This window comes from Cellulomonas shaoxiangyii, from assembly GCF_004798685.1.
In the GTDB taxonomy this organism is placed as follows: Bacteria; Actinomycetota; Actinomycetes; order Actinomycetales; family Cellulomonadaceae; genus Cellulomonas; species Cellulomonas shaoxiangyii.
The window spans coordinates 654,203-680,523 of sequence record NZ_CP039291.1 but is presented as its reverse complement, the minus strand read 5'-3'; the positions used below and the strand labels follow the sequence as shown (position 1 = coordinate 680,523).

Sequence of the window (26,321 nt, the reverse complement as noted above, 5' to 3'; positions counted from 1 at the left end):
CCCGCCGGGCGCCCGCGACGCCGGGGGTCACCGGTCCGCCCGCGGTCAGCCGACGCGCTCGGAGTGGTGGTGCACGATCCGCCAGCCCTCGCCGCCGCGCCGCAGCACGTCGGTGACGCGGTACACCTCGTCGGGCGTGGCGCCCTCGTAGCGGGCGCGCAGCTCGTAGCGCACGACGCCGGTGTCGCCCCACGCGTCCGCCGCGACGACCTCGGGCGCCACCGACACCGGCCGGGGACCGTCGGAGGCCCGCTCGCGGCGCACGTCCCGCAGCGCGTCCAGCGCCCGCAGGCCGCGCAGGACGCCGGGCGCGTCGGACTCCCACATCAGCACGTCGGGGTCCAGGTGCGCGTCGAACCGGGGCCGGTCGCCGAGGGCGTCGTACAGGGAGGCGATGTGGGCGACGACCTCGTCGCGTGCGGCGGTGCTCATGCGGGTGCGTCCTGTCGTGACGGGGCGTCCGGGCGGGCGCCGAGGGTCGTGGCGAGGGCCGTGCGCAGCGGTCCGAGACCCATGGGGCCCAGGCCGAGCGCGGTCATGTGGAAGTCGCGCAGGTCGAGGCGGTCGGTACGGGCCTGCGCGTCCGCGCGCACCTGCTGCCACAGCCGCGCGCCGACCTTGAACGCGAGCGCCTGGCCCGGCCAGCCGAGGTAGCGGTCCACCTCGAAGGCGGCGGTGGTCGCGTCGACCTCGGCGACCTCGCGCAGCACCTGCACGCCGAGCTCCGGCGTCCAGCGGTCCCGGCCGTCGAGGCAGCGCACGCCGGTGCCGGCCGGGACGGGGAGGTCGAGGTGCAGACCGATGTCGACGACGATGCGGCACGCGCGCCACAGCTGGGCGAACACGGCGCCCAGCCGCTCGCCGGGGTCGTCGAGCAGCCCGATCTCCTCCGCGAGGTGCTCGGCGTAGTGCGCCCACCCCTCCGCGTAGCCGTGCACGTGGCACAGCAGGCGCTGCCACGGGTGCAGGTCGAGCCCGTAGGTGACCGCGTGCTGCAGGTGGTGCCCCGGCACGCCCTCGTGGTGCACGGTGCTCACGTCGCGCCACGTCGCGACGTGCTGCGTGCCCGCGGGCACGGTCCACCACACGCGCCCGGGCCGCGTCCCCCCGGCGTCCGGCGGCGTGTAGTACATGACGCCCGACGCGGCGGTGGTCAGCCGCGCCTCCACCCGCCGGTGGCGTGCCGGAAGGTCGAACCAGCGGCCGTCGACCGCGTCCGTCACGGCGTCGAGACGGCCCTGGAGCCACGCCTCGAGCGGCGCCCCGACGTCCACGCGGCGCGCCGGGTCCGCGTCGAGCGCCGCGACCGCGGCGGCGACGTCCGGGGTGCCGACGACCGCACGGGCGAGGTCGCGCGCACGGCCCTGCAGCCGGGCGATCTCCGCCCACCCCCACGCGTACAGGTCGTCGAGGTCGACGCTCGTGCCGAGGAACGCGGCGCTCGTGACGGAGTAGGTCTCGCGGCCCACCCCGTCGGCGCGCCCCGCCCGGGGCGCCAGCCGCGTCCGCAGGTCGGCGGCGAAGGCGGCCGTCGCCGCCGCCGCGTCGTCGGCCCGTGCCGCGAGCGTGCGCGCCAGCGCCGCGTCGGCGCCGCCGTACCCGGCGGCCACGCCCGGGTAGAAGCCGCCGGCGACCCACGCGTCGCACTGGCCGGCGACGACCTCGACCTGCCGGACCGCGACGACGTGCCCGCGGTCGGCCGCCTGCTCGAGCGTCGCCCGGTACTGGGCCAGCGCCCGCGGGACCTCCGCCAGGTGCGCCGCGACCCGCCGCCAGTCGTCCTCGGACGAGCGCGGCAGCCCGTCGAACACCTGCCGCACCAGGTGGACCGGGGTGGCGAGGGGCGCGAGGAGGCGCCGGGTGAACCCGACCTCGTCGAGCGCGACGTCGCTCCCCAGGCGCTCGAGCGCCGCGAGCCTCAGCGTCGCGTCGGGGCCGTCGGCCGGCGCGGCCGTCAGGGCGGCGAGCGTGCGCCGGTCCAGGTCCGCCCGGGCGGCGAACGCGTCCGGCGACAGGTCGGCCACGCGCAGGACGTCGGTGCGGCCGAGCGCCTCCGCGGCGTCCGGGTCGAGCGTGGCCAGCTCGGCGACGTAGCCGTCGAGGACCGCGCGCACCGGCGAGGTCTCCGCCGCGCTCACGCGCGAGGTCTCCGGCGCGCTCACGCGCCCACCCCCGCGACCGCGCGGGCGCCGAGCGCCTCCCGGACCGCGGGCAGCACCGCGGTACCGAGCAGGTCGATGCCGCCCGGACCGGTCAGGCCGTGCGGCGTGCCGAACTCGACGCGCGTCGCGCCCGCCTCGGCGAGCGCGATCGTCCGCTCGGCCACGGCCTGCGGGGTGCCGGCGAAGCAGAACCGGTCGAGCACGTCGTCCGGCAGCAGCGCACCGGCCTCGTCCAGGGCCCCGGCGGCCAGCAGGGCGTGCAGGCGGCGCAGCAGCTCCGGGTCGACGTCGACGGTCCGGTCGAGCGCCGCCACGACGTCCACGTACATCGCGACCTCGCGGCGGGCCACCCGCCGTGCCAGCGCGCCGTCCTCGTCGACGACCGTCACGGCGCCGGCGACCACGCCGACCGACCCGGCGGGCCGCCCGGCGGCCGCGGCGGACTCGTCCAGCCAGCCGCGCATGAGGCGCACCATGTCCGGGTTCGTCGAGCCACCGATCTTCACCTCGTCCGCGAGGCGGCCCGCGAGCCGCGCGCCGTGCGGGCCCCACACGCCGAGCAGCAGCTCGACCGCGGGGCGCAGCGGGCGGTAGTGCAGCGCGGTGCCCGCCGGCAGGTGGTGGACGGTGCCCTCGTAGCCGGAGTCGTCACCGGCCAGCAGCCGGCGCACGATCGCGACGGTGTCCTCCAGCGCCCGCAGCGGGCGTTCCTGCGCGACCCCCGCCCGGTCCAGCCACGACCCCCGCGCGAGGCCCAGGTACGAGCGCCCGCCGCTGGCCTCGTCGAGCGCCGCCGCCTGCCCCGCGATCTCCACGGGGTGCGTGAGGTACGGGTTGAGGCACGCGGGCCCCAGCGTCAGGTGCCGCGTGTGCGCGGCCGCCGTGAGCAGCGCGGGCAACGGCGGCTGGAAGCCCAGGTCGGCGTACACGGACAGGCCGTCGAAGCCGTGCCCCTCGACGCGCTCGGCGAGCGCGCGGTACTCGGCCGTCGTCTTGTCGGACTGCAGGGCGACGGTGACGCGCACCGGCCGGTCGGTCGTGCCGGTCACGTGAGCTCCTCGGTGGGGACGGACGAGCGGCCCGTGCGCTCGATCCGCATGACGAGCCGCTCCTCCGGGTCGGGGCAGGCGACGTGGGCGTCGGCCGCGAGCCAGTCGCCCGGCGCGAGGTCGCGCTGCTTGGCGGGCAGCAGCGGCAGCACCGCGGACAGGGCGTACAGGCAGAAGTGCCGCCCGTCGGGGATCGTGACGCGCGACTGCGACAGCTCCAGGCAGTCCCCCACCTGCATGCCGCACACGGACCGGCCCTCGATGCGCTCGACGACGACCCGCAGGTCGTACAGGTCGGTCGTCGCGGGCGGGCTCCCGCCGGCCGTCACGGGCGCCCCAGCGCGGTCAGCAGGCCGCGGTCGTCGCGCACCGTGCGCCCGCCCTGCACGACGGCGTGCAGGCCGCGCAGCGCGGACACGTCGGCGACGGGGTCCGCGTCGAGCACGAGCAGGTCCGCGACGGCTCCCGGCACGAGCCGGCCGAGGACGTCCTCCCCGCCCAGCCAGTCGGCGGGCACGCCGGTCGCCGAGCGCATGACCTGCAGCGGGGACATGCCCGCGTCGACCATGAACTCCATCTCCCGCACGGTTGCGGTGGTCCCGTCGTACTCCGCCTGCGGCGGCATGTCGGTGCCCATCATGATCGTCACGCCGGCGGCGATCGCGTGCTGCAGGCTCTCCCAGTGGCGCGGTCCGGCACCCAGCGCCCGGTCGATCATCCACTGCGGCACGCCGTTGGCGCGGAAGAACTCCTCGCAGCGGCTGACGGTGATGGTCGGCACGTACGCGACGCCGCGCTCGGCCATGAGCGCGCAGACCTCGGCGTCGAGCTCGTACCCGTGCTCGACGCAGTCGAGGCCCAGCTCGACCGCCCGCCGCACGACGGGCGTCGGCCCCGCGTGCGCGGTGACCTTGCGCCCCCAGTCGTGCGCGGTCGAGATGACCGCGGCCATCTCCTCGTCCGTCATCTGGGGGGAGTCGATCGTCTCGTGCAGGCCCGCGATGCCCCCGGAGATGCACACCTTGATGAGGTCGGCGCCCGCGCGCAGCTGCACGCGCGTGGCGCGGCGGAACCCGTCCGCACCGTCGGCCTCCATGGCGTCCGCGTCGTGGCCGTGCCCGCCGGTGCAGCACAGCGCGTGGCCGGCGGTGAAGATCCGGGGGCCCGGGACGTGGCCCGCCCGGACGGCGGCCCGCAGCGCCATGTCGGTGAAGCCCGTCTCGCCCACGAGCCGCACCGTGGTCACGCCCGCCCGCAGGGTCTGCGCGGCGTTGCCCGTCATGAGCAGCGTCTGCGTGGCCTCGCCGGCACCGCGCGCCGCGTCCTGCATCGCCCCGGGCAGCGCGAGCCCGAGGTGCACGTGCATGTTCAGCAGGCCGGGCACGACGACGCCTCCGCCGAGGTCGACGCGGTCGGCGTCCGGCGCGGCGGCGAGCACCTCCGCCTCCGGGCCGACCGCGCCCAGCGTGCCGTCGGCGCGCACGTGCACCGCCCAGCCGGGCGCCGTCGCGTCCGCGACGCCGTCCCACACCGCACAGCCCGTCAGGACCGACCCCACCGTCGTGCTCATGCCCGTCCCTCCGTCGTGCCGGCGCTCACGCCGGCCGTGTCCTGCGTCGTCGTCGGCGTCGCCCCGTGCGCGGGCAGCCAGCACGCCGACCACTGCGCACCGAGCTGCACGACGGGCGGGTCGGTCCGGCACACGTCCATCGCGTGCGGGCACCGCGGCCGGAACCGGCAGCCCACGGGGATGCGCGCCGCGTCCGGCACCTCCCCGAGCAGGCTGACGGGCAGCGTCGGCGCCGCCGAGATGCGCGGCAGGGCGTCGATGAGCGCCCGCGTGTAGGGGTGCTGCGGGGACGACCACACCTGCGCCGTCGGACCCGCCTCGACGATCCGCCCCAGGTACATCACCGCCGTGACGTCGGCGATCTCGCGCACGAGCGCCAGGTCGTGGGAGATGAAGAGCATGCCCAGGCCCAGCTCGTCGACGAGCCGCACCAGCAGGTTCACGACCTGCGCCTGCGAGGAGGCGTCCAGCGCTGTCACCGGCTCGTCCGCGACCAGCACGTCGGGGTCGGCCGCGAGCGCCCGCGCGATGACGACCCGCTGGCGCTGACCGCCGGAGAACTGGTGCGGGTACCGCTCGGCCGCCTCCGCGTCGAGGCCCACGAGGTCGAGCAGCCGCCGCACCTCGCCCGCCGGGTCGGCCGCGCCGGCGGGCGTGCGCAGGCCGTCACGCAGCTGCGAGCCGATGGTCCGGCGCGGGTTCAGGGAGCCGTACGGGTTCTGGAACACCATCTGCAGCCGGACGTCGTGCGCGGTCCGGCGCCGCCAGCCGAGCGGCGCCACGGGGGCCCCGTCGAGGAGGACCTGCCCCGCGCTGACGTGCTCGAGCCCCACCACGGCACGCGCCAGGGACGACTTGCCGCAGCCGGACTCCCCGACGAGCCCGACGACCTGGCCGCGCTCGACGGTCAGGCTGACGCCGTCGACCGCGCGCACCGCGCCGCGGCTGCGGCTGCGGAACCGGACCTCGACGTCGCGTACCTCGAGCAGGCTCATGCCGGCACCTCCTGCAGGTCGGGCAGGACGACGCACGCCGCGCCCCGGTCGGGGCCGACCGCGACGAGCGGCGGCGGGGCGTCCGTGCAGCGGTCCTGGCGGAACGTGCAGCGCGGCGCGAACGGGCAGCCCGGGCCCGCGGTGGCCGGCGTCGCGGGCGCCCCCGGGATCGTCTGCAGCCGACCGGCGCCCGGTGCGCCGGTCGCGGTGTGCCAGGAGTCGTCGGCGTGCGGGCGCGCCCGCAGCAGCGCCGCCGTGTACGGGTGCCGGGGGTCGAGCAGCAGGTCCGTCGTCGCCGCCGACTCCATGACCCGCCCGGCGTAGAACACGTACGCGCGCGACGTCAGCGCCGCGAGCACGCCGAGGTCGTGCGTGATGAACAGGACGGCGAGCCCCATGTCGCGGCGCAGCTCGTCCAGCAGCTCGAGGATGCCGGCCTGCACGGTCACGTCGAGGGCGGTGGTCGGCTCGTCGGCGATGAGCAGGCGCGGGTTGCACGCCAGGGCCGCGGCGATGGCGACGCGCTGGCGCATGCCGCCCGAGAACTGGTGCGGGTACGCGCGCAGCGCGCGCTCCGGCTCCGGGATGCGGACGCGGTCGAGCAGCTCGGCCGCGCGCCGGTTCGCGGTGCGCCGGTCCACGCCCAGGTGCAGACGCATGTGCTCGGTGAGCTGGCGCCCGATCGTCAGCATGGGGTGCAGCGCCGACGTGGCGTCCTGGAACACCATCGCGACCTGCGCGCCGCGCACCGCGTTCCACTGCTTGCCGCGCAGGGCCAGCAGGTCGGTGCCGCCGAGGGACGCACGGCCGCTGACCCGGGCGCCGGCGGGCAGCAGGCCCAGCAGGGCCTGGGCCGTCATGGACTTGCCCGACCCGGACTCCCCGGCGATGCCGACGATCTCGCCCTCGTCGACGTGCAGGGACGCCTGGTGGATGACCGGGACCGTCCCGCCGCCGGCCGCGGGCAGCGCGACCGCCAGGTCCTGGACGTCGAGCAGACGGGTCATGACATGCCCTTCGCGTGCCGGGGGTCGAGGCGGTCGCGCAGCGCGTCGCCGAGCACGTTGAACGCGAGCACGACGGTGAGGATCGCCAGACCGGGGAAGACGCTGACCCACCACATCGACAGGTCGCGCGAGCCACCGGCGATCATCGCGCCCCACTCGGCCGCCGGGGGACGGGGGCCGAGACCGAGGAACGAGAGCGCGGCGAGCATGAGGACGGCGTTGCCGAGCTCGAGCGTGGCCAGCACGACGGCGGGACCCACCGAGTTGGGCACGACGTCGCGGCGCAGCGCCCGCACCGGCCCGACGCCGAGCATGCGGGCCGCGGCGAGGTAGTCCGACCCGCGGATGCTCAGGACGGCGGACCGGATGACCCGCGTGTACGTCGGCCAGGACACGAGGATCAGCGCGAGGACGGCGTTGCGGGTGCTCGGGCCGAACGCGGCGGAGACCGCCATCGCGAGGATGATCTGCGGGAACGCGAAGAACAGGTCGGTCACGCGCATGATCACCTCGTCGACGGCCTTGCCGAGGTAGCCGGCGACGAGGCCGAGCAGCCCGCCGATGGCGAGCGACCCGAGGACGATGACGAACGCGAGCGGCAGGGACAGGCGCGCACCGTGCAGCACGCGGCTCAGCACGTCGCGGCCCAGCTCGTCGGTGCCGAAGGCGTGCGCGCCGGAGGGTGCGGCGTACAGCTCGGGCGACTGGGCGACCGGGTCGTACGGGGCCAGCCACGACGCGGTGGCGGCGACCGCGAGCCAGCCGACGATGAGCGTGATCGCGAGGACGACGGCGGGCTGGCGCCAGATGCCGTGCACCGACCGCACCCGCAGGCGCTGGGGCCAGCGCCCGCGGCCCAGGGCGCGCGCCGCACGCCGGTCCGCGGGGGTCGCCGCACCGTCCGGGGCCTGCGCGGGCACCTCGGTCGGGACGGGGGCGGGACGCTGCACCTCGAAGCTCATGACACCCTGATCCGCGGGTCGATGACGCCGTAGAGGAGGTCCACGGCGAGGTTGACGGCCGTGTACACGAGCGCCACGAAGAGGCTGACCCCCATGATGGCGGGCATGTCGAGGCCGCTCGCGGCCCGGTACGCGTACTGGCCCACACCCGGCCAGCCGAAGATCTGCTCGACCAGCACGGTCCCGGACAGCAGCGAGGCGAACGCCAGGCCGCTGACGGTGATGACGGGCACGAGGCCGGCGCGCAGCACGTGGTGGCGCAGCACGGTGCGCTCGGGCAGCCCCTTGGCGCGCGCGGCACGGATGTAGTCCGCGTCGAGCACCTCGAGCATGGCGGAGCGCACGAACCGCGTGAGGATCGCGACCGTGAGGAAGGTCAGGACGAGGACCGGCAGCGCCAGGTGCTGCACGGCGTCCCACCACACGTCCCACCGGCCCGCGAGCGCGGCGTCGACCGTGAACATCCCGGTGACGCGCGGCGGTGGCGTCAGCCAGGTGCTGAGCCGCCCGCCCGACGGCGCGACCCCGAGCACGTAGAAGAAGACGTACAGCACGACGAGCGACAGCCAGAACGACGGCGTCGACAGGCCGAGCAGGGTGCCGAAGCGCACGACCTGGTCGCCGGCGCGGTCGTGGTGCACGGCGGCGTACAGCCCGACCGCGGTGCCGATGACGATCGCGAGGAGCATCGCCGGCAGCGCGATCTCGAGCGTCGCGGGCACGTAGGTCATGAGGTCGCCGAGGACGGGGCGACCCGTCTGCTGGGAGATGCCCAGGTCGCCCTGCAGGACGTGCGTCAGGTACACCCAGTACTGCACGGGCAGCGGCTGGTCGAGGCCCCACTTGGCGCGGTACGCCGCGACGACCTCGGGGTCGTTGAGCGCGGTCTCGGAGAGGTTCGCCGTCGCGGCGTCCCCGGGCACGGCCTGCACGATGAGGAACGTCATGACGGTGACGCCGAGCAGCAGCGCCGCCGTGATGGCGACGCGGCGGGAGACGTACCGGACCGCGCGGGTGGTGCCGCGCCACCGCTCCCGCGCAGGAGCGCCGCCGGAGGGCGGGGTGGTGCTCACCCCGCCCTCCGCACGGTCCTGCCGGGCGGTGGTGCCGCTCCCCGTCGGGGCGACACCGCCCGTCATCGGCGCGCCACGTCGCGCAGGTCGACCTGCCAGCCGGCGGGCGAGTAGTCCGCCCCGACGAGGTCGGGGGTGGACACCACGACGCCCGAGTTGTAGGCGAGCGGGATGTACGGCCCGTCCTGGTCGAGCGCGCGCTGCCAGTCCTGCACCGCCGCGAGCTCCTCGTCGCTCTCGACGGCCGCCATGACGCGCTCGCCGGCGGCCACGACCTCCGGGGTGGCGCGCTCGAGCGTCCAGCCGGTGCGCACCGCGCTCGGGTGCCCCGGGTGGAAGTTGTTCACCAGGGACGACGCGACGGGGTAGTTCAGCGACTGCGGGCTGAACCGGAACGCGACGTTGCCCGCGCTCTGGGCGTCGAGGAACGACGCGATGGGCTGCGGGTCGAGCTGCACGGTGATGCCGGCCTGGGCCGCGTCGTTCTGCACCTTCGTGGCGATGGTGGCCAGGTCGACGCCACGGTAGGTCATCGCGGGGAACATGAGCGTGACGCTCGGGTCGGCCAGGCCGGAGGCGGCCAGGTGCTCGGCGGCGGCGTCGAGGTCCTGCGCCTTCGACTCGGACTCGGGCAGGGCACCGGCGAACGCGGTCGGGACCATGCCCGCGGCGGGGCGTGCCTCGGCCCCGAACAGCGCGGCGAGGCCCTCGTAGTCGATGGACGCGCGCAGCGCCCGGACGAACTCGAGGTTGGACGTGACGTCGCTGACGGCGGGGTCCTGGTGCAGCGTCAGGAAGTAGAACGTGTCCTGCGTGCTGGACACCTGCAGCGCGTCGTCGAGCCCCTCGAGCATGCGCCCGGACAGGTCGAGCGCGACGTAGTCGCCCCCGGCGCGCTCGACGCTCATCTTCTGGTTCTGCGCCTCGACGTTCTGGACGACGACCCGCTCGTACGCGGGCGCCTCGCCCCAGTACTCGGGGTTCGCGGTCAGGACGATCTCGGACGCCGGGTCGAAGGAGTCGAGGACGTACGGGCCGGAGCCGAGCGACTCCCCGTCGAGGAAGGCGGTCGCCGAGTCGGCCTCGGGCGCGTCCGCCGCGTCCGTCGCGCCGTTCTCGCGGGCGACGTCGGCGTTGACGATGCCGGTGGACGGCATGGCCAGGATCGTGGGCACGTTGGGGTTCGGGGCCTCGGTCGTCACGACGACGACGCCGTCCTCGGGCGAGGACGCGCTGAAGCCGGCGACGGTGACCGAGGGGCTGCCCTTGAGCGCGACGAGCCGGTTGAGGCTGAACACGACGTCGTCGGCCGTCAGCTCCGAGCCGTCGGAGAACGTCACGTCGTCGCGCAGCCGGAACGTGAACTGCGTGGAGTCCTCGTTCGCCTCCCAGCTCTCGGCCACCAGCGGCACGGGCGTGGAGACGTCCGAGCCCTCGAAGGTCGTGAGCGTGTCGTAGAGGGCGTGCACGGTCATGACGCCCGTGGCCTCGTACACCTGGGCGGGGTCGAGGCTCTTGACGACGAACGAGTTGGCGACGGTGAGCGTGCCGCCGCCGTCGCCGCCGTCGGCGTCCGTGCCGCCGCCGCCCGTCCCGCCGGCACCGCCGGAGGAGCCCGCCGTGCACGCCGTGAGCGTCAGTGCGCCCACCGCGGCCAGTGCGAGGACCGCTCGGCCTCGGCTGGTGTGTCGCTGCATGGTTCTCCGTCCGTGCCGTGGTCCGCGGCCCTGCGGGTCGGCGCTGTTGCTGGTGTCGGGCGGCGATGAGACGCCGTGTCCGCCAGATGACACCACAGCATTTGGGCAGATGTACAGTTCCATCAAACGTGTTCACCAAGATGAAACACTGGCCGCGACGGGCACCGGCCCGCCACCGACCACGAGGAGGGCGCATGCTCGGCGACCGCCTGCGCGCGCTGCGCCACCAGCACGGGCTCACCCTGCGGCAGGTCGCGGACGCGACCGGCCTGTCGACCGCCCTCCTCAGCCAGATCGAGAACGGGCGCACCGACCCCAGCGTCACCACGCTGCGCAAGCTCGCGCGGGTGTTCGAGGCGGACATGGCCTCGCTGTTCCGCGACCCCGACGCACCCGCCGTGCACGTCTCGCGCCCCGGCGAGCGGTTCCGGATGGCCGCCCCCGCCGGGCTCATCACCTACGAGCGCATCACCCCGGGCCGCGGCGACTTCGAGGTGCTGCGCGCCGAGCTCGCGCCGGGTGACGTCAGCTCCGAGCACGCGTGGGGCCACGACTCCACCGAGTGCGTCTACGTGCTCACCGGCGAGGTCGTCGTGGAGGTGGGCGCGCAGACGCACCACCTCGGCGCCGGCGACGCCGTCACGTTCGACTCCCGCGAGCCGCACCGCTACGCCAACACCTCGGGTGCCCCGGCGTCGTTCCTGCTCACCGTCTCCCCGCCCACCCCCTGACCTCGCCCGTACCGCGCCGCGCACCAGGAGCACCATGGACCGCCACGACGTCGACTGGGCCGGCTACGTGCCGGCCGTCACGACGCCCTTCGACCGCGACGGCGCGCTCGACCTCGACGCCCTCGGCCACCAGCTGGAGTGGCTCGTCGGCCAGGGCATGCACGGCGTCGTCCTCGCCGGCACGACCGGTGAGTGGTTCGCGCTGACCGAGCAGGAGCGCGCCACCCTGTTCCGCGAGGGCGCCCGCGTCGTCGACGGCCGGGTCACCGTGCTGGGCGGCTGCAACGCCTACACCGCCGACGAGTCCGTGCGGCACGCCCGCGCCGCGCAGGCCGCCGGCCTCGACGGCGTGCTGGTCACGCCGCCGCCCTACGTCGTGCCCACGGACCGCGAGATCGTCCGCTTCTACCGCGACGTCGCCGCGGGCAGCGACATGCCGCTGTGCGTCTACAACTGGCCGCGCGGCTGCGTCGTCGACATGGGCACCGACCTGCTCGGCGAGCTCGCGGCGATCGACACGGTCGTGGCGGTGAAGAACTCCACGGGGGACGCCGCCGCGTTCTGGCGCGGGATGTACGCGCTCGAGGACCGCGTGCGCTACTTCGGCGTGCCGACGAGCCCGCTGGGCGCGGACCTGGCGGGCCTCGGGCACGGCGACGGGCTCATGGGCGCCGGCGGCGTCCTCGGGGCCGACCACCCGGACTTCTGGCGCGCCGTCGCCGCGGGCGACCGTGAGCGCGCGCTCACGCTGGGCGCGCGGGACCGCGTCCTCATGGAGAGCTGGTTCCGCCCCGACTACGGCGCCCGCTTCGGCAACGCCCAGGCGATCATGAAGACCGCGCTGCGGCTGCGCGGGGTGCCCGCGGGGTACGTGCGCCGGCCGCTGCTGGAGCTCACCGAGGACGAGGTCGCGGTCGTCGCCGGGACGCTGCACTCGCTCGGCGTGGCGACCGTCCCCCTCGCATGAGCGAGCGCTGCGACGTCGCGGTGGTCGGCGGCGGCCTGCTCGGCTGCGCCACGGCCCACCTGCTCGCCCGGGAGGGCGCGGACGTCGTCCTGCTCGAGCGCGACCAGGTGAACCAGCACGCGTCCGGGCAGAACGCCGGCAGCCTGCACTTCCAGCTCGAGTACCGCATGATCGAGGCCGGCCTCGACGCCGCCCGCACCGCGGCCGAGGCGATGCCCCTGCACCTCGACGCCTCGGCCCGCTGGGACGCCCTGGCCGCCGAGATCGGCCCCGCCCTCGGCGTGGCCCGCCACGGCGGACTCATGCTCGCCGACGACGACGCCACCGTGCGGCTGCTCGAGGCCAAGGCCGCCCTCGAGCGGGAACGTGGGCTCGACGTCCACGTGCTCGGCACGCGCGAGGTGCACGACCTCGCGCCCTACCTGTCCCCCGCCGTCCTGGCGGCCGCCTACTGCCCGTCCGAGGGCCGCGCCAACGCGCGCACCGCCGCGCCGGCGCTCGCCCGCGCCGCCGCCGCCCACGGCGCCCGGATCCGGACGCGCACCGGCGTCGACTCCCTGCGCCGCGACGGGCGCACCTGGACCCTCGGCACCAGCACCCGCACCCCGAGCGACGTGCAGCCCGGTGCGCTGCGCGCGGACGCGGTCGTGCTGGCCGCGGGCGTCTGGACGCGCACGCTCGGCCGCATGCTCGGCGTCGAGCTCCCCGTGACGGTGCTCGGCCTGATGATGAGCGTCACCGAGCGCACGCGCGCCTTCCTGCCCCACCTCGTGCAGCACGCCGGCACCCGCCTGTCCCTGAAGCAGACCGCGGACGGCAACGTGCTCGTCGGCGGCGGTTGGCCCGCGGCCCTCGTGCGGGACGCCGACGGCACGCCCGACCGCACGGGCCGCGGCACCGTCGTGCCCGCGTCGCTGGCGGGCAACGCGCGCGCCGCCGTCCGCGCGGTCCCGCGCCTGGCCCACCTGCAGACGCTGCGCACGTGGGTCGGCGCCACCACGGTCGGGCCCGACCAGCTCCCGCTCGTCGGCCCCGTGCCCGGCGCCCCCGGGGCGTTCGTCGCGACCGGCGGGTCGGCGTTCACGCTCGCCCCGAGCTTCGCGCAGGTCCTCGGCGACCTCGTCCAAGGGCGTCCCGCGGCCGTCGACGTCAGCCCCTACGACCCCCGGCGGTGGGCATGAACGACAGCACGACGCGCGGCCCCGCACGCCTCCCGGGGGCGCGCGGCTCCGCGTTCGCCCTGAGCGTCGACGGGCGTGCGGTGCCCGCGCACGACGGCGAGAGCGTCGCCACGGCCCTCCTCGCCGCGGGCGTCGACGCCTTCCGCACGGCCCGCGACGGCGCGCCGCGCGCGCCGTTCTGCCACATGGGCACGTGCTTCGAGTGCGTGGTGCGCGTCGACGGGCGGACCGTGCGCGCGTGCCTGGCACCCGCGACGCCCGGTGCGGAGGTCCGGCGCAGCGATGAGCACTGAGCCGAGCAGCGGGCCGATGAGCACCGAGCCGATGAGCACCGGGCCCCTGCACGACCTCGTCGTCGTCGGCGCCGGGCCCGCCGGGATGGCGGCCGCGCTCGCCGCCCGCGGCCGCGGTCTCGACGTCGTCGTGGTCGACGAGCAGCAGCGGCCGGGCGGCCAGGTCTTCCGCCGCCCGCACGGCGGCGTCGCCACCGCGCGGCACACCTGGCCGGCGGGGTACCCGTGGGGGCCGGGCCTCGTGGCCGACGCCACGGCGTCGGACGTGTCGTGGCGGTGGGACACGACCGCGCTCGGCGTCCTGCGGGACGAGCCGGGGGCCCCGGTGCGGCTCGCCGTCAGCGGCCCCGACGGCACGGCGACGCTGCGGGCACGGCGCCTGCTGGTGGCGACGGGCGCGTACGACATGCCCGTCGCCCTGCCCGGGTGGACGCTGCCCGGCGTCGTCACGGCGGGTGCCGCGCAGGGGCTGCTGAAGTCGCAGCGCGTCCTCGTCGGGCACCGGCCCGTCCTCGCGGGGGCCCATCCCCTCCTGCTGCTCGTCGCCGACCAGCTCGTCGCGGCGGGGGCGCACGTCGCCGAGGTCGCGCTCGCCCGCGGCCTGCCGGGCCCGGCCGAGGCGCTGCGTGCCCTGCCGGCCGTGCCGGGGCACACCGGCCTGCTCGCGTCGAGCACCGCCGCCCTCGGCCGCCTGCTGCGTGCCGGCGTCCGCGTGCGGACCCGCACCGTGCCGACCCGCGTGCTCGGGACCGACCGCGTCGAGGGGGTCGAGCTGTGCCGCGTCGACGCGGCGTGGCGCCCGGTCGGCCGGGGCCGGACGGTCGAGGCCGACGCGCTCGTGCTCGGGTTCGGCTTCCACGGCTCGACGGAGCTGGCCCGCCAGGCCGGCTGCGCGACCCGGTGGGACGACGCCGGCGGCGGGTGGGTCGTCACGCACGACGGCGACCAGCGCACGTCGGTGCCCGACGTGCTCGTCGCCGGCGAGCCGGCCGGCGTCCGTGGCGCCGAGCAGGCGCGCGCGGAGGGTCACCTCGCGGGGCTCGTCACCGCGTGCGACCTGCGCGGCACCTCCCCCGCCGACGGGCCCGCACTGCGCCGCGCGCGCCGCGACGTGGCCCGCGCGCGACGGTTCTCCGACGTCGTGCAGCGCACGTTCGCGCCGGACCGGGCGGCGCTCGCCTCCCTCGCGACCCCCGGCACGCTCGTCTGCCGGTGCGAGTCCGTCACGCGCGCGACCGTGGAGGAGACGCTGGCGGCGAACCCCCACGTCTCGACCGCCAACGCCGTCAAGCTCGAGTGCCGCACGGGGATGGGGACCTGCCAGGGCCGGTACTGCGAGGCGACCGTCGGCGCGCTCGTCGCCGCCCGCACCGGCCGGCCGATGGAGCAGGTCGGGCCGTTCACGGCGCACCTGCCGGTCAAGCCGGTCCCGCTGGGCGACCTCGCCGGGCTCGCGTAGCCCACCCGCGCCGTCGGTCCACGCGTGCCGGTGGTGGCTGTCGATCGGCGCGCGCCGACATCGTCATCCCCACGTCGAGCGGCCCGCTCGACCGCGGACCGCCCACCGGGACGCCCGCGGCCTACCCTGTCGACGAGGTCGGCACGCACCGTCCGAGGAGGACGCCATGCGGTACACGCTCCTGCTGCACTACCCCGAGATGAGCGCCGAGGCCCTGGGCCCCGAGGGCATGGAGTACGGGCAGCGCGCCTTCACCGCGTACGCGGCGACGCTGCAGGCCGCGGGCGCGCTGGTGAGCGCGGAGGTGCTCCAGCCGTCGGTGGCGACGACCACGCTGCGCACGGTCGACGGCGTCCTGCAGGTGCAGGACGGGCCCTTCGCGGACACGAAGGAGCAGCTCGGCGGCACGTTCGTCATCGACGTCCCGGAGCTCGACGCGGCGCTCGCGTGGGCGCGCCGGGCACCGTCCGTCGAGTGGGGCCCCGTCGAGGTGCGGCCCGGCGCGACCCACACCGTCGACGGCGCCTGGGTGCCGAACGCGTGAGCGCCGACGAGGCCCGGGCGGCCGCCGAGCGCGCCGCCCGGGACTCGTACGGCCGCCTGCTGGCGCTGCTCGCCGCGGCCGCCGGGGACGTCACCCTCGCCGAGGACGCGCTCGCGACGGCCTTCGAGCAGGCGCTACGCACGTGGCCGGGCGCCGGCGTCCCGCGCAACCCCGACGGCTGGCTCCTGACCGTGGCCCGCAACCGCGTCCGCGACGTGTGGCGCTCCGCCGCCCACCGCACGTCGACCCCGCTCGACGAGGCGGCCGCCGCGACCGCCGACCCGCTGGCCGACGTCGACCCCGACGCGGTCCCCGACCGCCGGCTCGCGCTGCTCCTGGTGTGCGCGCACCCCGCGATCGCGGCGGACGTCCGCACGCCGCTCATGCTGCAGACCGTCCTCGGGCTCGAGGCGGCGCAGGTCGCCGGGCTGTTCGCCGTCGCGCCGGCGACGATGGCGCAGCGGCTCGTGCGTGCGAAGCGCCGGATCACGGCCGCACGCATCCCGTTCGCCGTGCCGGACCGGTCGGCGCTGACGGAGCGGCTGCCCGCCGTGCTGGAGGCGGTCTACGGCGGTGCCGCGGCGACGTGGCGGCAGGACGGCCGGGGGCTCGCCGGCGAGGTGCAGCACCTGGCGGTCACGCTGGCGGCCCTGCTCGACGACGAGCCGGAGGCGTGGGCGCTCGCGGCGCTGGTCACGTTCGCGCTGGCGCGCCGGCTCCCCGGCCCGTTCGTCCCGCTGGACGAGCAGGACGCGACCGCGTGGGACCCGGCGCTGGTCGCCGAGGCCGAGGCGTACCTGCTCCGCGCCGACCGGCCGGGCCCGCCCGGGCGGTTCCGGCTGGAGGCGGCGATCCAGGCGGTGCACTGCGACCGCCGACGCACGGGCACCACCGACTGGGCGGCGCTGCGCACGCTGTACCGCGCGCTGGACGCGGTGGCGCCGAGCCTGGGCGCCCGCGTGGCGCTCGCCCCGGTCGTCGGCCGGCTCGACGGGCCGGACGCGGGCCTCGCCGCACTGCCCCCCGAGCCGGTGCCGGCGTTCCAGCCCTGGTGGGCGGCGCGCGCCGACCTGCTCGCGCGCGGCGGGCACGCCGCCGAGGCGTCCACGGCGTGGGCGCGGGCGGCCGAGCTCACGGACGACGCGGACGTGCGCGCCTACCTGCGCGCCCGGGCGGCCGCACCCGCCGGCCGCTGACGGACGACCGGGGCGACCGTCGGTGGCGCTCAGCGGCCGGCGGCACCGTCGACGTAGAACCACCGCCCGCCCTCGCGGACGAACCGGCTGCGCTCGTGCAGCAGCCCCGGCCCGTCGGGGCCCCGGTACCGCGCGACGAACTCGACCACGCCGGCGTCGTCGAACGGCCCGCCGGCGTCGGTGCGCAGCACGTCGAGGCGCCGCCACACCGTGCCGTCGTCGAGGTCGACGCGGGCGGGCCGCCGGCTCGGGTGCCACGTCGCACGCAGGTACGCCGCGTCGCCGGTCGCGAAGGCCGTGTACCGCGAGCGCATGAGCGCCTCGGCCGTCGGGGCGTGCGCCGCACCCCCGAGGAACCGGCCGCAGCAGCCGCCGTAGGTGTCCCCGGAACCGCAGGGGCAGCGGGTGTCGTCGGGCGGTGGCGTCGTGGTCATGCGTCCGGGATACCACCGCGCGGGTCCGTCGCGCGCGGCGCCGCACGGCAGCGCCCTGCGGACCGGCGAGGATCCGGGGTCACGGATCCGACCGGAGCCGTCCGTGCCGGTCCGGACGACGACGACCACGACGCACCGTCGCGGCGGACCCGGGCGAGAGCGATCGCGACGCACGTCGTCGCCGCGAGCGCGAACGCCCCGGTCACGACGAGGCCCGTCCGGACGCCGAGCTCCTCGGTGAGCCAGCCCTGCAGCAGGCCGCCGCAGGCGTGCCCGCCCAGCAGCAGGGGCGTGTACAGCGCCAGCACGCGGCCGCGCACCGACGGTTCCGCCGTGAGCTGGACCAGCGTCGCCGCGGTCGTGAGGAACACCAGGGTCGCCGCCCCGACGAGGGCGAGCATCACGAGGAACGCCGCCGGGGAGGGGGCCAGCGCGGCGACGACCTCGGTCACCGCGAACGCCCCCGACGCGACGACGACGGAGCGTGCGCGGACCCGGACATACCGGGCCGCGACCACCACGCCGACGAAGGCCCCCACCGCGCTGACGCTGTTGTACAGCCCGAAGCCCGCGGGCCCGGTGTCCCAGACGTCCTGCGCGAACGCGGTGAGCACCACCGGGCCGTTCATGCCGAGCGCGCCCATGAGCCCGGCGAGCACGATGACCCACGACAGACGGGGACGCTCGCGCACGTACCGGACGCCCTCCCGCACCTGGCCCTTGCTGGGCGGGACGCGCGGCGTCAGGTGGAGGTCGCGGGTGCGCATCGTCAGCACGAGTGAGACCACGCACACGGCTACGACGGCGTTCGTCGTGAATGCCCATCCCTCGCCCCACTGGTGGATCACGAGGCCGGCGACCGCCGGGCCGATCATGCCGCCGGCCTGGTTGAGCGCGTTCATCGCCGACACGGCCGGCTGCAGGTGGGCGTCGCCGACGGTCTCCCCCACGAGGACCTGCCGCGCGGGCTGGTCGACCGCGCTGACCAGCCCCATGAGCGCCGCGGCGACGTAGAGGTGCCAGACCGCGATCGCGCCGGTGAACGTCAGCGCGGCGAGCGATACGGCGAGCAGCGCCTGCGCACCCTGGGCGAGCTCGACCAGTCTGCGCTTGTCGTGCCGGTCGGCCAGGACCCCGCCCCACGGGCCGACGAGCAGCAGCGGGAGGAACTGCAGCGCGACGAGGACACCGACCGCCTCCGAGCTGCCCGTGAGGTCGAGCACCAGCCAGTCGGCGGCCATCCGCAGCATCCACATGCCGCTCCCGCCGAGCAGCTGGGCGACGAGCAGGAGGAGGAAGCTGCGGGACCGGAAGGGCGAGGGCGCGCTGACCGCAGGGCGGGGCGCCACCGGGCTCGGACTGCGCCCCGAGGGGTTCTGGCGGTCGGTCACCGGGGCTCCAACCTGTGTGGCGCGTCATCGAGCAGCACAGCGGTGAAACGATACAACGGCGCCGGACGCGACCGCGGCCTGGGTGCAGACGCGGTCCGCAGGACGACGCGTCGCGTCTCAGTCCCCCTTGACGTTCACCACCTGCCGCAGCACGTGGCGGACCTCGACGAGGTCGGCGGCGTCCGCCATCACCTGGTCGATGTCCTTGTACGCGGCCGGGATCTCGTCGAGGAACGCGTCGGTGTCGCGGTACTCGATGCCGGCCATCGCCTCCCGCAGCTGCGCGCGCGTGAACGTCCGCCGCGCCGCCGACCGCGAGTACGCCCGGCCGGCCCCGTGCGGGCTCGAGCACAGCGACTCCGGCTCGCCCCTGCCGACCACCACGTACGACGCCGTGCCCATGGACCCCGGGATGAGCCCCGCGTCGCCGGCCCGCGCGCGGATCGCGCCCTTGCGGGAGACCCAGACGTCCGCGCCGTGGTGGTGCTCGAGCTCGGTGAAGTTGTGGTGGCAGTTGACGCGCTCGTGCTCGACGACGTCGGCGCCCACGTGCTGCGCGAGCGCGGCCACGACCCGGTCCATCATCTCCTCGCGGTTCGCGACGGCGTAGTCCTGCGCCCAGCGCAGCTCGCGCACGTACGCGTCGAACTCGTCGGTGCCCTCCTCGACGTACGCGAGGTCCCGGTCGGGCAGCGTGATCCCACGCCGGCGGCACACGTCCGCCGCGACCCGGATGTGGTGCTGCGCGAGCTTGTTGCCGACGCCCCGCGAGCCCGAGTGCAGGAACAGCCACACCCGCCCGGTCTCGTCGACGGACACCTCGATGAAGTGGTTGCCCGAGCCGAGCGTCCCGAGCTGCAGACGCCACCCGGCGACGTACCGGTCGGGCGTGAGCCCGACCGCCGCGGCCGCCTCCTCGAGCACGCCGACGCGCGCGGCCGCGCTCTCGGTGAGCCGCCTGTTCGCCGCGCCCGCCGACACCGGCACGCGCCGCTCGACGTCCTCGCGCAGCGCGCGCAGGGGCTTCCTGGCTCCGCGCAGCTCGTCCTGCGTCCACTGCGTGCGGACCGCGATCATGCCGCAGCCGATGTCGACGCCGACGGCGGCGGGGATCAGCGCACGCAGGGTCGGGATGACGCTGCCCACGGTCGCGCCCTTGCCGAGGTGCGCATCGGGCATGAGCGCGACGTGCGGGTGGACGATCGGCAGCTCGGCGGTCCGTTCGGCCTGCTCGCGCGTCACGGGGTCGAGGACCGAGGCCCAGCTGACGAGCCGGTCGGAGAGTCGGGTGTACGGCACACCGCGATGGTGGCACCGCGCGGCCCCGACGTCGCGGGCAATCCGGGACAACAGCCCCATGACCTGCGACGACGCTCCGCGCGGCCATTAGCATCCGGACCGAGCCCACCCGGCACGGGGGGCGGGTGGCATCGACACGGGGAGACCGATGAGCGCGATCGTGGTGGACTACACCACCCTGGGCCGCAGCGAGCAGCTGCTCGACCGGCAGGCGCAACACCTGCGGGCCGTCGAGCCGTACCTGCGCAGCCACGGCGACATCCGCGACTCGACCGGCGCGCTGCTGGCGCTGCTCGTCCCGCTCTCCATGGCCACCGTGGAGCTGGGCGCCCAGGTCGCGCGCGGCGCGGCCCGCGTCGCCGAGCTGACCGCCGACCACGTGCGCGCCACGTCGACGACGTACGCGGAGGCGGACCAGGCGGCCTGCGCGAACCTGGACGACCTCGCCACGGGCCTCGGCTCCGCGCCCGCGCCGTGGCAGGACCCGCGCGGCGGCGTGCCGCCGCTCGGCGCGGCCCAGGAGTCCGCGCCCTCCGACCACGGCGACGCGGACTCGTGGCTCGGCTCCAAGGCGCAGGGCGTCGGCACCTCCGTCCGCGACGCCGTGGCCGACGCGCGCGGGATCGGCGAGGACGTCAGCCGCTGGGGCTCGCCCGGCCAGGTGGTCGAGGTCGTCGACGCGTCGTCCTACCTGGTCGTGCCCCAGGCGACCGACAACCCCGTGCAGGACCTGCGCTGGAACGCCGGCGTCCTGCTCGGCTCGATCGACTGGGTCGCGGAGAAGCTCCTCGGTATCTCGGTCCTCGCCGAGTGCGTGTTCAAGCCGCTCGGCGGCGACTGGCGGGCCATCAAGTGCTCCGCGGCGGCGTGGGGGTTCGCGGGTGAGGCGTACGCCGCGACGGGGCGCAACTGCGCCGGGCTGGTCGCCTCGACGACCGCCGGCTGGCAGGGCGCGGCGGGTGACGCGTTCCGCGTGACCATGGCGGCGTACGCCGCCGCGTGCGCGGGCCTGCAGGCCGCGTGCGACCACGTGTCGGGCCTGGTCTCGAACATCGCGCTCGTCTCGAGCCTGGCGTGCTCGGGCATCGGGCTCGGGCTGCGCACCATCGCGGAGGTGCTCACGCAGCTCGCCGCGGAGGCGTCCGTCCCGGTCGTCGGCTGGGCGGTCGGCGCCGCGACCATCTGGTGGAAGATCGAGAAGGTGGTGGGGATCGTGCGCATGATCTACAACATCCTCGAGGGGCTGGCGGACGCCATCGCGTCGTTCGTCGACGCCAAGACGTCGGTCCTCGACGCGATCGACCTGGTCGAGGACCTCGTCAGCGGCCTCGCGGCGCGCACGCCGGTGGCGGCATGACCGCGGGCACCGGCCTCCCGGCGGACGCACCGACGCCCGAGGCCCGGATCCGCGCGGCCCTGGGCGAGATCCAGCGCCTGGGGGCGGAGCTGGAGACCCGCCGCGCGCAGGAGGGCGACGCGCGCGCCGAGGCGGCGCGCAAGGGCGCGCTCGGCGCCGACTGGCAGGCCGTGCAGCGGCGCGTCGACGCCGGACGCACGTCCCTCGACGCGGTCTTCGGCGGGCAGGACGACAGCCCCGAGGCGGTCGCCCTGCGCGCCGGCTCCCGCGCGCGCCTGCAGGCGCTCGCCGCCGAGCCGCGCGACCAGCTGCCCGAGACGACGGCGGAGGCGCTCGACGCCCTCGACGCCCTGCGCCGGCGCTGGTCCGGGGGCGTGGGCCGCCCGTGAGCGTGCCGGCATGGGGCGTCTCGACGGTCCGGCCGTCGATCGCCCTCGCGACCGACGGCCCGGCGGACCCGCTCCTCGCCACGGCGTCCGAGGTGCTGCGCTCGCACCGCTTCGCGGTGGAGCACGCCGCCGGCACCACGACGCTGCTGGGACGGCGGACGCAGTGGTCGAACCTGCTGGCGCAGAAGTTGCCGATGCCCGTCACCGCGCGGGTCGACGTGACGTCCGCACCGGCCGGCAGGGGGTGCACGCTGCGCCTGACCGTCGACCGCGGCAAGGACGAGCTCCGCGCGGGCCGCCTCGTGCGCACGGTCGTCGACGACGTCGTCGCGCGGCTGGGCGCGGCCGGCCTCCCGGTCGACGTGGGGCCGTGGGAGTCGGGCACGCCGGAGCCGTGACGCCGGCGCCCTGACGCCGGAGCCCTGACGCCGCTGGCCGTGACGCGGAGCTACGCCGGCGGCCGCTCGACCGGCTGGCGCAGGATCGTCCGCAGCTTCTCGGGCGCCGTCCGGCGCGCGTCCCCCAGGTAGATCTCGTGGTGCCTGCCCCGCAGGCGCAGCCCGTGCCCGGGCACGACGCGCTCGTGCAGCTCGGCGAGCACGGGGCCCTCGGCGTCGTAGGGCCCGACGTGCAGCGTCTGCACGCACAGCCCCTCGTCGAGCCGCTCGAGCCGGACCGCGTCGAGCAGCGGGCCGTGCGTCCCGCGCGCCGCCGCGGCCCGGGCCGCCGCCAGGTGCGCGCCCGTGACGACGTCCGGGACGGCGATCATCAGGGTCCAGTCCCAGCGCGCCTTGTCGCGTGCCGTCGTGAACGCCGCCATGTCGTCGGCCCACCACAGCGCCTCGAGCGGCATGACGACGTGGTCGAGCCCGATCTCGTCGCGCAGCAGGAACTTCAGCCGGTAGGCCAGCGGGTAGAGCGACGCGACGGCGTCCCGGTACCCGGGCGCGGTGTTCGGGTCGCCGTGCCCGTCGACCATCAGGTAGCCCAGCGGCGGGACCTCCACGACGTCGAACCGGCCCCGCCGGGCGGTGTACGTCGGGATCTGCTTCTTCAGGTCGACCTTCATCGGTCCCTCCCGGTGCCGGTCCGGTGCCGCGCGGCGCACCGTCCCGCGGCGGCGGGCACGACGACCGGTCGCGTCAGCGCGTCAGGCGCCGACCGCGAGCCGTGCTGCGGCGGGCTCGGGCGCGGCGACCTCGAGCGCGTCCGCGCGCGGGAGCACCCATGCCGCGCGCACGAGCGCGGCGTCGGCGGGGTCCAGGCCGGCCACGAGGGCCTCGAGCGAGACCTCGGCGACGAGCCACACGCACGAGACGTGCAGGCTCGCACCGCCGGGGTGCCAGTCCGGGTCGATGTCGACGACGACGGTGCCACGCTCGCCGGCGGTCGCGGCGAGACGCGCGCGCACCGCCACGGGCAGGGCACGGAGGGGGTTGTGCGAGGGGTAGGAGACCTCACCGCAGGAGCACGAGACGACGACCATGGCCACACCCTCGCCCCGACCACCGACAACGCCCCCGCCGCCACGCCGCACGCCCGCCCGCCCTACCGCAGCCTCATGAGCCCGGCGGCGGTCGGGACGAAGCCGCACGCGTCGAGGTAGAAGCCGCGCAGCCGGTCCTCGAAGTCGACGTGCAGCCACTCGCAGCCCGCGGCGCGGGCCTGCTCGCGGGCCACCGCGACGAGTCCCGCGCCGATCCCGCCGCCGCGTGCGCGCAGCGCGACGGCCGTGTCCACGACGAAGGCGTGCGCGCCGCCGTCCCAGACGACGTTGACGAACCCGACGAGGCCCCGGTCGTCGCGCGCCGTGACCCACCCGAGGCTGAACCGGTCGAGCCGGCTGCCCCAGCCCTCGCCGGTGGGGTCGTGCCCGAACGCCTCGGCGTGCAGCGCGTCCACCTCGTGGTCGGCGAACGGTCCGCGCCACGTGTGACGGACGGGACCGGCGGGCGGACGGTGCACGGGCAGGCTCCTCGGTGCGGCGGGACGTGGGCGGCCGCCCGCGACCGTAGCGGCGCCACCTGCCGGCGTCGCCGCCTGTCGCCACCGATCTGCTGCCACGGATCCGTTGCCATCCCTCTGTTGCCACGCGCAGCGGCTCCGGCCTAGCCTCGCCACGCCGGGTCGACGGAGACCCGGACCCGCTCGCGTCGGGCCGCGACCCCAGGCGGCCGAGGCGGCACAGGGCGGATTCACCCGACGGTCCCACCGGACCGCGAAGGAGGATCCCGTGCGCGCTGCACCCGTCCACCCCGCCCCCGCACCCCGGGCGACCCACCCCGCCGGCCGCCGCCGACGGCCCCGCACCCGACAGCTCCGCACCCGCCGGCTGACGGCCGCCCTCACGGCCGCCCTCGTGGCTGGCGCGGGGGCCCTGGCGGCGGTCACCTCCGCCACGTCCGCGAGCGCCGTCCCCGGCGACGTCGTCTGGCAGCAGGAGTTCGACGGCCCCGCCGGGTCGGCCCCCGACAGCCGGGTCTGGAACCACGACCTCGGCGCCGGCGGCTGGGGCAACGCGGAGCTGCAGGAGTACACGTCGTCCCGCGCGAACTCCGCGCTCGACGGCGCCGGCAACCTCGTCATCACGGCCCGCCGCGAGGCCGACGGCCGGTACACGTCCGCCCGCCTGCAGACCAACGACAAGGCCGAGATCCGCTACGGCCGCGTCGAGGCGCGCATCCAGATCCCGCGCGGTCAGGGCATCTGGCCGGCGTTCTGGATGCTCGGCGCGGACTTCCCGCAGAACGCGTGGCCGGGTTCGGGCGAGATCGACATCATGGAGAACATCGGCCGCGAGCCCCACCTGGTGCACGGCACGATCCACGGGCCCGGGTACTCCGGCGGCGCGGGCCTGCTGGGCACGTACCAGCACCCGCAGGGCTGGTCGTTCGCGGACACCTTCCACACGTTCGCGGTCGACTGGAAGCCCGGCGAGATCACGTGGTCGGTCGACGGGCAGGTCTACCACCGGGTGACGCCGGCGAGCCTCGGCGGGCGGCAGTGGGTGTTCGACAAGCCGTTCTTCCTCATCCTGAACGTCGCCGTGGGCGGCCAGTGGCCCGGCTACCCCGACGGCTCGACGCAGCTGCCGCAGCAGATGCGGGTCGACTACGTCCGCGTCTACGACAACGGCGCGACGGGTGGCGGGAACGGCGGCGGGAACGGCGGCGCGCTGCCGACCGGCACGGGCACGATCCGCGTCGACGACCGCCTGTGCCTCGACGTCCCGTGGGCGGACCCGCGCGACGGCAACCCGATCCAGGTGGCCGGCTGCAACGGCAACGCCGCGCAGCAGTGGACGCGCGGCACGGACGGCACGATCCGCGCGCTCGGCAAGTGCCTCGACGTGAGCGGCGGCGGCACGGCCAACGGCACGGTCGTGCAGCTGTGGACGTGCAACGGCACGCCCGCGCAGCGCTGGACCTACGACGCGGGCGCCCGGACGCTGCGCAACCCGCAGGCCGGTCGCTGCCTGGACGCCGCGGGCGGCACCCCCGTCCACGACGGGCAGCGCGTGCACCTGTGGGACTGCTCCGGCGCCGGCAACCAGCGCTGGACCTTCTGACCGGTCCCCCTGCCCGACCGCACGACCCGCACGTACCACCGGCCCCGGACCGCCCGGTCCGGGGCCGGTGCGCATCGGCGTCACGCGTTCGTGACGTTTTGTCCGCCTTTCGGGCGATGTGGCGTGATCCGTCCGGGTGACGGACGATGAGCCGCACACGGACGCTCCGGCACCGCCGGGCGCGCTCCGTGGGTCGCACCCCCGCTCACCCGCACCGTCAGCGGCGCGCCCCGGGGCGCGGCCCGGGTCGCAGGCCGGCTGCACGACGCGACGAGAGCGGGGACGACACGATGACCGAGGGCACGCAGGGGACGACGCGACGGTGGAAGGGGATGGTCATCCCCGCGGCGGGCACGTACGTGCTCGACGCCGCGCACAAGCGCGTCGGGTTCACGGCGCACCACATGATGGTGAGCCAGGTCCGGGGCGAGTTCTCCGCGGCTGCGGCGACGATCCGCGTCGGCGACGACCCGCTGGACTCCCAGGTGACCGCGACGATCCGCACCCGCACCCTGACGACGCAGAACGAGGACCGCGACACGCACCTGCGCAGCGCGGACTTCCTCGACGTCGAGCGCTGGCCGACGATCGAGTTCCGCAGCAGCCGCGTCGAGCGCCGGGTCGCGGAGGACGCGATCGCGCAGTGGGCGCGGCTGCGCAACCACCTGCCGGAGCGGTCGCGGGTGGCGACGGAGCTCGTCGAGCGGACCGTCAGCGTGGGCGGCCGGTTCACGGTCGTCGGTGACCTGACCGTCTGCGGCGTGACCCGTGAGGTCCCGCTCGACATGCACTTCGGCGGCGCCCGCCGCGACCCGTACGGTCGCGACATCTTCGGGTTCTCCGCGACGACCGACGTCAACCGCGAGGACTTCGGCCTGTCGTGGAACGTGGCCCTCGAGGCGGGCGGCTGGCTGGTGGGCAAGCGCGTGAAGGTCGAGATCAGCGGCGAGGCCGTCCGCGAGGTCTGACCGGCCGGTCGGTGCGCGCACCGAGGAGA

28 protein-coding genes are annotated in these 26,321 nt (G+C 76.2%); 12 read left to right on the top strand and 16 right to left on the bottom strand.

Annotation, left to right across the window (positions count from 1 at the left end; all coding sequences use genetic code 11):
* Positions 1-45: 45 nt before the first annotated feature.
* The 10 genes from E5225_RS03100 to E5225_RS03055 all read right to left on the bottom strand — a co-directional run bounded on the left by E5225_RS03100 (position 46) and on the right by E5225_RS03055 (position 10,515).
* Positions 46-432, bottom strand: a complete 387-nt coding sequence (locus E5225_RS03100; protein WP_135974026.1) for a nuclear transport factor 2 family protein — start codon at positions 430-432, stop codon at positions 46-48.
* Complete coding sequence (locus tag E5225_RS03095; protein WP_243738300.1) at positions 429-2,162, bottom strand: DUF885 domain-containing protein; 1,734 nt, start codon at positions 2,160-2,162, stop codon at positions 429-431. Before E5225_RS03095 ends, E5225_RS03100 begins: the two co-directional genes overlap by 4 nt.
* The gene (locus E5225_RS03090; protein ID WP_243738301.1) at positions 2,159-3,211 is read right to left on the bottom strand and encodes an LLM class flavin-dependent oxidoreductase; all 1,053 of its coding nucleotides are present in this window, start codon (positions 3,209-3,211) and stop codon (positions 2,159-2,161) included. The genes E5225_RS03095 and E5225_RS03090 overlap by 4 nt, the downstream gene beginning before the upstream one ends.
* Entirely contained in the window at positions 3,208-3,540 is a 333-nt protein-coding gene (locus tag E5225_RS03085) for a TIGR04076 family protein (protein WP_135974027.1), read from the bottom strand. Before E5225_RS03085 ends, E5225_RS03090 begins: the two co-directional genes overlap by 4 nt.
* Positions 3,537-4,781: a metal-dependent hydrolase family protein gene (locus E5225_RS03080; protein ID WP_135974028.1), complete on the bottom strand. Its 1,245-nt coding sequence runs from the start codon at positions 4,779-4,781 to the stop codon at positions 3,537-3,539. Before E5225_RS03080 ends, E5225_RS03085 begins: the two co-directional genes overlap by 4 nt.
* Positions 4,778-5,776, bottom strand: coding sequence for an ABC transporter ATP-binding protein (locus E5225_RS03075; RefSeq protein ID WP_135974029.1), 999 nt, complete (start codon positions 5,774-5,776; stop codon positions 4,778-4,780). Before E5225_RS03075 ends, E5225_RS03080 begins: the two co-directional genes overlap by 4 nt.
* Positions 5,773-6,783 carry an ABC transporter ATP-binding protein gene (locus E5225_RS03070; RefSeq protein ID WP_135974030.1) on the bottom strand — a complete coding sequence of 337 codons (1,011 nt, stop codon included), beginning with the start codon at positions 6,781-6,783 and terminating at the stop codon, positions 5,773-5,775. The genes E5225_RS03075 and E5225_RS03070 overlap by 4 nt, the downstream gene beginning before the upstream one ends.
* On the bottom strand, positions 6,780-7,745 hold the full coding sequence (locus E5225_RS03065; RefSeq protein WP_135974031.1) for an ABC transporter permease: 966 nt from the start codon (positions 7,743-7,745) through the stop codon (positions 6,780-6,782). The genes E5225_RS03070 and E5225_RS03065 overlap by 4 nt, the downstream gene beginning before the upstream one ends.
* Positions 7,742-8,818 (bottom strand): ABC transporter permease, encoded by a 1,077-nt coding sequence (locus tag E5225_RS03060; protein WP_243738302.1) that lies wholly within the window; start codon positions 8,816-8,818, stop codon positions 7,742-7,744. The genes E5225_RS03065 and E5225_RS03060 overlap by 4 nt, the downstream gene beginning before the upstream one ends.
* A 62-nt stretch (positions 8,819-8,880) precedes the next feature.
* On the bottom strand, positions 8,881-10,515 hold the full coding sequence (locus E5225_RS03055; RefSeq protein WP_135974033.1) for an ABC transporter substrate-binding protein: 1,635 nt from the start codon (positions 10,513-10,515) through the stop codon (positions 8,881-8,883).
* A gap of 194 nt (positions 10,516-10,709) precedes the next feature.
* On the opposite strand from E5225_RS03055, the gene E5225_RS03050 reads away from it, so the two are divergent.
* The 7 genes from E5225_RS03050 to E5225_RS03020 all read left to right on the top strand — a co-directional run bounded on the left by E5225_RS03050 (position 10,710) and on the right by E5225_RS03020 (position 16,886).
* Positions 10,710-11,246 carry a cupin domain-containing protein gene (locus tag E5225_RS03050; protein ID WP_135974034.1) on the top strand — a complete coding sequence of 179 codons (537 nt, stop codon included), beginning with the start codon at positions 10,710-10,712 and terminating at the stop codon, positions 11,244-11,246.
* A 34-nt stretch (positions 11,247-11,280) separates the two neighbouring features.
* The gene (locus E5225_RS03045; RefSeq protein ID WP_135974035.1) at positions 11,281-12,213 is read left to right on the top strand and encodes a dihydrodipicolinate synthase family protein; all 933 of its coding nucleotides are present in this window, start codon (positions 11,281-11,283) and stop codon (positions 12,211-12,213) included.
* Positions 12,210-13,394 carry an NAD(P)/FAD-dependent oxidoreductase gene (locus tag E5225_RS03040; RefSeq protein ID WP_135974036.1) on the top strand — a complete coding sequence of 395 codons (1,185 nt, stop codon included), beginning with the start codon at positions 12,210-12,212 and terminating at the stop codon, positions 13,392-13,394. Before E5225_RS03045 ends, E5225_RS03040 begins: the two co-directional genes overlap by 4 nt.
* Positions 13,391-13,687, top strand: a complete 297-nt coding sequence (locus E5225_RS03035) for a (2Fe-2S)-binding protein (RefSeq protein ID WP_135974037.1) — start codon at positions 13,391-13,393, stop codon at positions 13,685-13,687. The genes E5225_RS03040 and E5225_RS03035 overlap by 4 nt, the downstream gene beginning before the upstream one ends.
* Positions 13,688-13,703: 16 nt before the next feature.
* Positions 13,704-15,146 (top strand): FAD-dependent oxidoreductase, encoded by a 1,443-nt coding sequence (locus tag E5225_RS03030; protein WP_135974038.1) that lies wholly within the window; start codon positions 13,704-13,706, stop codon positions 15,144-15,146.
* A gap of 166 nt (positions 15,147-15,312) precedes the next feature.
* Positions 15,313-15,690 (top strand): YciI family protein, encoded by a 378-nt coding sequence (locus E5225_RS03025; protein ID WP_135974039.1) that lies wholly within the window; start codon positions 15,313-15,315, stop codon positions 15,688-15,690.
* A complete protein-coding gene (locus E5225_RS03020) occupies positions 15,687-16,886 on the top strand; it encodes an RNA polymerase sigma factor (RefSeq protein ID WP_135974040.1) in 1,200 nt (399 codons plus the stop codon). The genes E5225_RS03025 and E5225_RS03020 overlap by 4 nt, the downstream gene beginning before the upstream one ends.
* 29 nt (positions 16,887-16,915) lie before the next feature.
* Here E5225_RS03020 and E5225_RS03015 read toward each other — a convergent pair whose 3' ends face one another.
* The 3 genes from E5225_RS03015 to E5225_RS03005 all read right to left on the bottom strand — a co-directional run bounded on the left by E5225_RS03015 (position 16,916) and on the right by E5225_RS03005 (position 20,010).
* Positions 16,916-17,320 (bottom strand): YchJ family protein, encoded by a 405-nt coding sequence (locus E5225_RS03015; protein WP_135974041.1) that lies wholly within the window; start codon positions 17,318-17,320, stop codon positions 16,916-16,918.
* Positions 17,317-18,711, bottom strand: a complete 1,395-nt coding sequence (locus E5225_RS03010) for an MFS transporter (protein WP_135974042.1) — start codon at positions 18,709-18,711, stop codon at positions 17,317-17,319. Before E5225_RS03010 ends, E5225_RS03015 begins: the two co-directional genes overlap by 4 nt.
* Before the next feature lie 117 nt (positions 18,712-18,828).
* Positions 18,829-20,010, bottom strand: coding sequence for an RtcB family protein (locus E5225_RS03005; RefSeq protein ID WP_243738304.1), 1,182 nt, complete (start codon positions 20,008-20,010; stop codon positions 18,829-18,831).
* Positions 20,011-20,158: 148 nt separating this feature from the next.
* Between E5225_RS03005 and E5225_RS03000 the strand changes: the two genes are divergently transcribed.
* Genes E5225_RS03000 through E5225_RS02990 form a run of 3 tightly spaced genes read left to right on the top strand, consistent with a single transcriptional unit; the run spans position 20,159 to position 22,154 of the window.
* A complete protein-coding gene (locus E5225_RS03000) occupies positions 20,159-21,367 on the top strand; it encodes a hypothetical protein (protein ID WP_135974044.1) in 1,209 nt (402 codons plus the stop codon).
* On the top strand, positions 21,364-21,756 hold the full coding sequence (locus tag E5225_RS02995; protein ID WP_135974045.1) for a hypothetical protein: 393 nt from the start codon (positions 21,364-21,366) through the stop codon (positions 21,754-21,756). The genes E5225_RS03000 and E5225_RS02995 overlap by 4 nt, the downstream gene beginning before the upstream one ends.
* Positions 21,753-22,154: a hypothetical protein gene (locus E5225_RS02990; protein ID WP_135974046.1), complete on the top strand. Its 402-nt coding sequence runs from the start codon at positions 21,753-21,755 to the stop codon at positions 22,152-22,154. The genes E5225_RS02995 and E5225_RS02990 overlap by 4 nt, the downstream gene beginning before the upstream one ends.
* Before the next feature lie 50 nt (positions 22,155-22,204).
* On the opposite strand, the gene E5225_RS02985 is transcribed toward E5225_RS02990, so the two are convergent.
* The 3 genes from E5225_RS02985 to E5225_RS02975 form a co-directional block, all read right to left on the bottom strand.
* Entirely contained in the window at positions 22,205-22,825 is a 621-nt protein-coding gene (locus tag E5225_RS02985) for a GyrI-like domain-containing protein (RefSeq protein ID WP_135974047.1), read from the bottom strand.
* Positions 22,826-22,906: 81 nt separating this feature from the next.
* Positions 22,907-23,242, bottom strand: coding sequence for a hypothetical protein (locus tag E5225_RS02980; protein WP_135974048.1), 336 nt, complete (start codon positions 23,240-23,242; stop codon positions 22,907-22,909).
* Between the two features lie 62 nt (positions 23,243-23,304).
* Complete coding sequence (locus E5225_RS02975) at positions 23,305-23,721, bottom strand: GNAT family N-acetyltransferase (RefSeq protein WP_135974049.1); 417 nt, start codon at positions 23,719-23,721, stop codon at positions 23,305-23,307.
* 268 nt (positions 23,722-23,989) lie between these two features.
* Here E5225_RS02975 and E5225_RS02970 point away from each other — a divergent pair, with 268 nt between their 5' ends.
* Complete coding sequence (locus E5225_RS02970) at positions 23,990-25,324, top strand: glycoside hydrolase family 16 protein (protein WP_136225289.1); 1,335 nt, start codon at positions 23,990-23,992, stop codon at positions 25,322-25,324.
* A gap of 290 nt (positions 25,325-25,614) precedes the next feature.
* Complete coding sequence (locus E5225_RS02965; protein ID WP_135972992.1) at positions 25,615-26,292, top strand: YceI family protein; 678 nt, start codon at positions 25,615-25,617, stop codon at positions 26,290-26,292.
* Positions 26,293-26,321: the final 29 nt, after the last annotated feature.

Excerpts from the sequence above, each read along its gene's own strand:
- E5225_RS03050 (WP_135974034.1), top strand. The coding sequence starts at position 10,710 with ATGCTCGGCGACCGCCTGCGCGCGCTGCGCCACCAGCACGGGCTCACC.
- E5225_RS02965 (WP_135972992.1), top strand. The coding sequence starts at position 25,615 with ATGACCGAGGGCACGCAGGGGACGACGCGACGGTGGAAGGGGATGGTC.
- E5225_RS03065 (WP_135974031.1), bottom strand. The coding sequence starts at position 7,745 with ATGAGCTTCGAGGTGCAGCGTCCCGCCCCCGTCCCGACCGAGGTGCCC.
- E5225_RS03070 (WP_135974030.1), bottom strand. The coding sequence starts at position 6,783 with ATGACCCGTCTGCTCGACGTCCAGGACCTGGCGGTCGCGCTGCCCGCG.
- E5225_RS02980 (WP_135974048.1), bottom strand. The coding sequence starts at position 23,242 with ATGGTCGTCGTCTCGTGCTCCTGCGGTGAGGTCTCCTACCCCTCGCAC.
- E5225_RS03035 (WP_135974037.1), top strand. The coding sequence starts at position 13,391 with ATGAACGACAGCACGACGCGCGGCCCCGCACGCCTCCCGGGGGCGCGC.
- E5225_RS03015 (WP_135974041.1), bottom strand. The coding sequence starts at position 17,320 with ATGACCACGACGCCACCGCCCGACGACACCCGCTGCCCCTGCGGTTCC.
- E5225_RS03025 (WP_135974039.1), top strand. The coding sequence starts at position 15,313 with ATGCGGTACACGCTCCTGCTGCACTACCCCGAGATGAGCGCCGAGGCC.
- E5225_RS03055 (WP_135974033.1), bottom strand. The coding sequence starts at position 10,515 with ATGCAGCGACACACCAGCCGAGGCCGAGCGGTCCTCGCACTGGCCGCG.
- E5225_RS03080 (WP_135974028.1), bottom strand. The coding sequence starts at position 4,781 with ATGAGCACGACGGTGGGGTCGGTCCTGACGGGCTGTGCGGTGTGGGAC.
- E5225_RS02995 (WP_135974045.1), top strand. The coding sequence starts at position 21,364 with ATGACCGCGGGCACCGGCCTCCCGGCGGACGCACCGACGCCCGAGGCC.
- E5225_RS03000 (WP_135974044.1), top strand. The coding sequence starts at position 20,159 with ATGAGCGCGATCGTGGTGGACTACACCACCCTGGGCCGCAGCGAGCAG.
- E5225_RS03075 (WP_135974029.1), bottom strand. The coding sequence starts at position 5,776 with ATGAGCCTGCTCGAGGTACGCGACGTCGAGGTCCGGTTCCGCAGCCGC.
- E5225_RS03045 (WP_135974035.1), top strand. The coding sequence starts at position 11,281 with ATGGACCGCCACGACGTCGACTGGGCCGGCTACGTGCCGGCCGTCACG.
- E5225_RS02985 (WP_135974047.1), bottom strand. The coding sequence starts at position 22,825 with ATGAAGGTCGACCTGAAGAAGCAGATCCCGACGTACACCGCCCGGCGG.
- E5225_RS03100 (WP_135974026.1), bottom strand. The coding sequence starts at position 432 with ATGAGCACCGCCGCACGCGACGAGGTCGTCGCCCACATCGCCTCCCTG.
- E5225_RS03030 (WP_135974038.1), top strand. The coding sequence starts at position 13,704 with ATGAGCACCGAGCCGATGAGCACCGGGCCCCTGCACGACCTCGTCGTC.
- E5225_RS03040 (WP_135974036.1), top strand. The coding sequence starts at position 12,210 with ATGAGCGAGCGCTGCGACGTCGCGGTGGTCGGCGGCGGCCTGCTCGGC.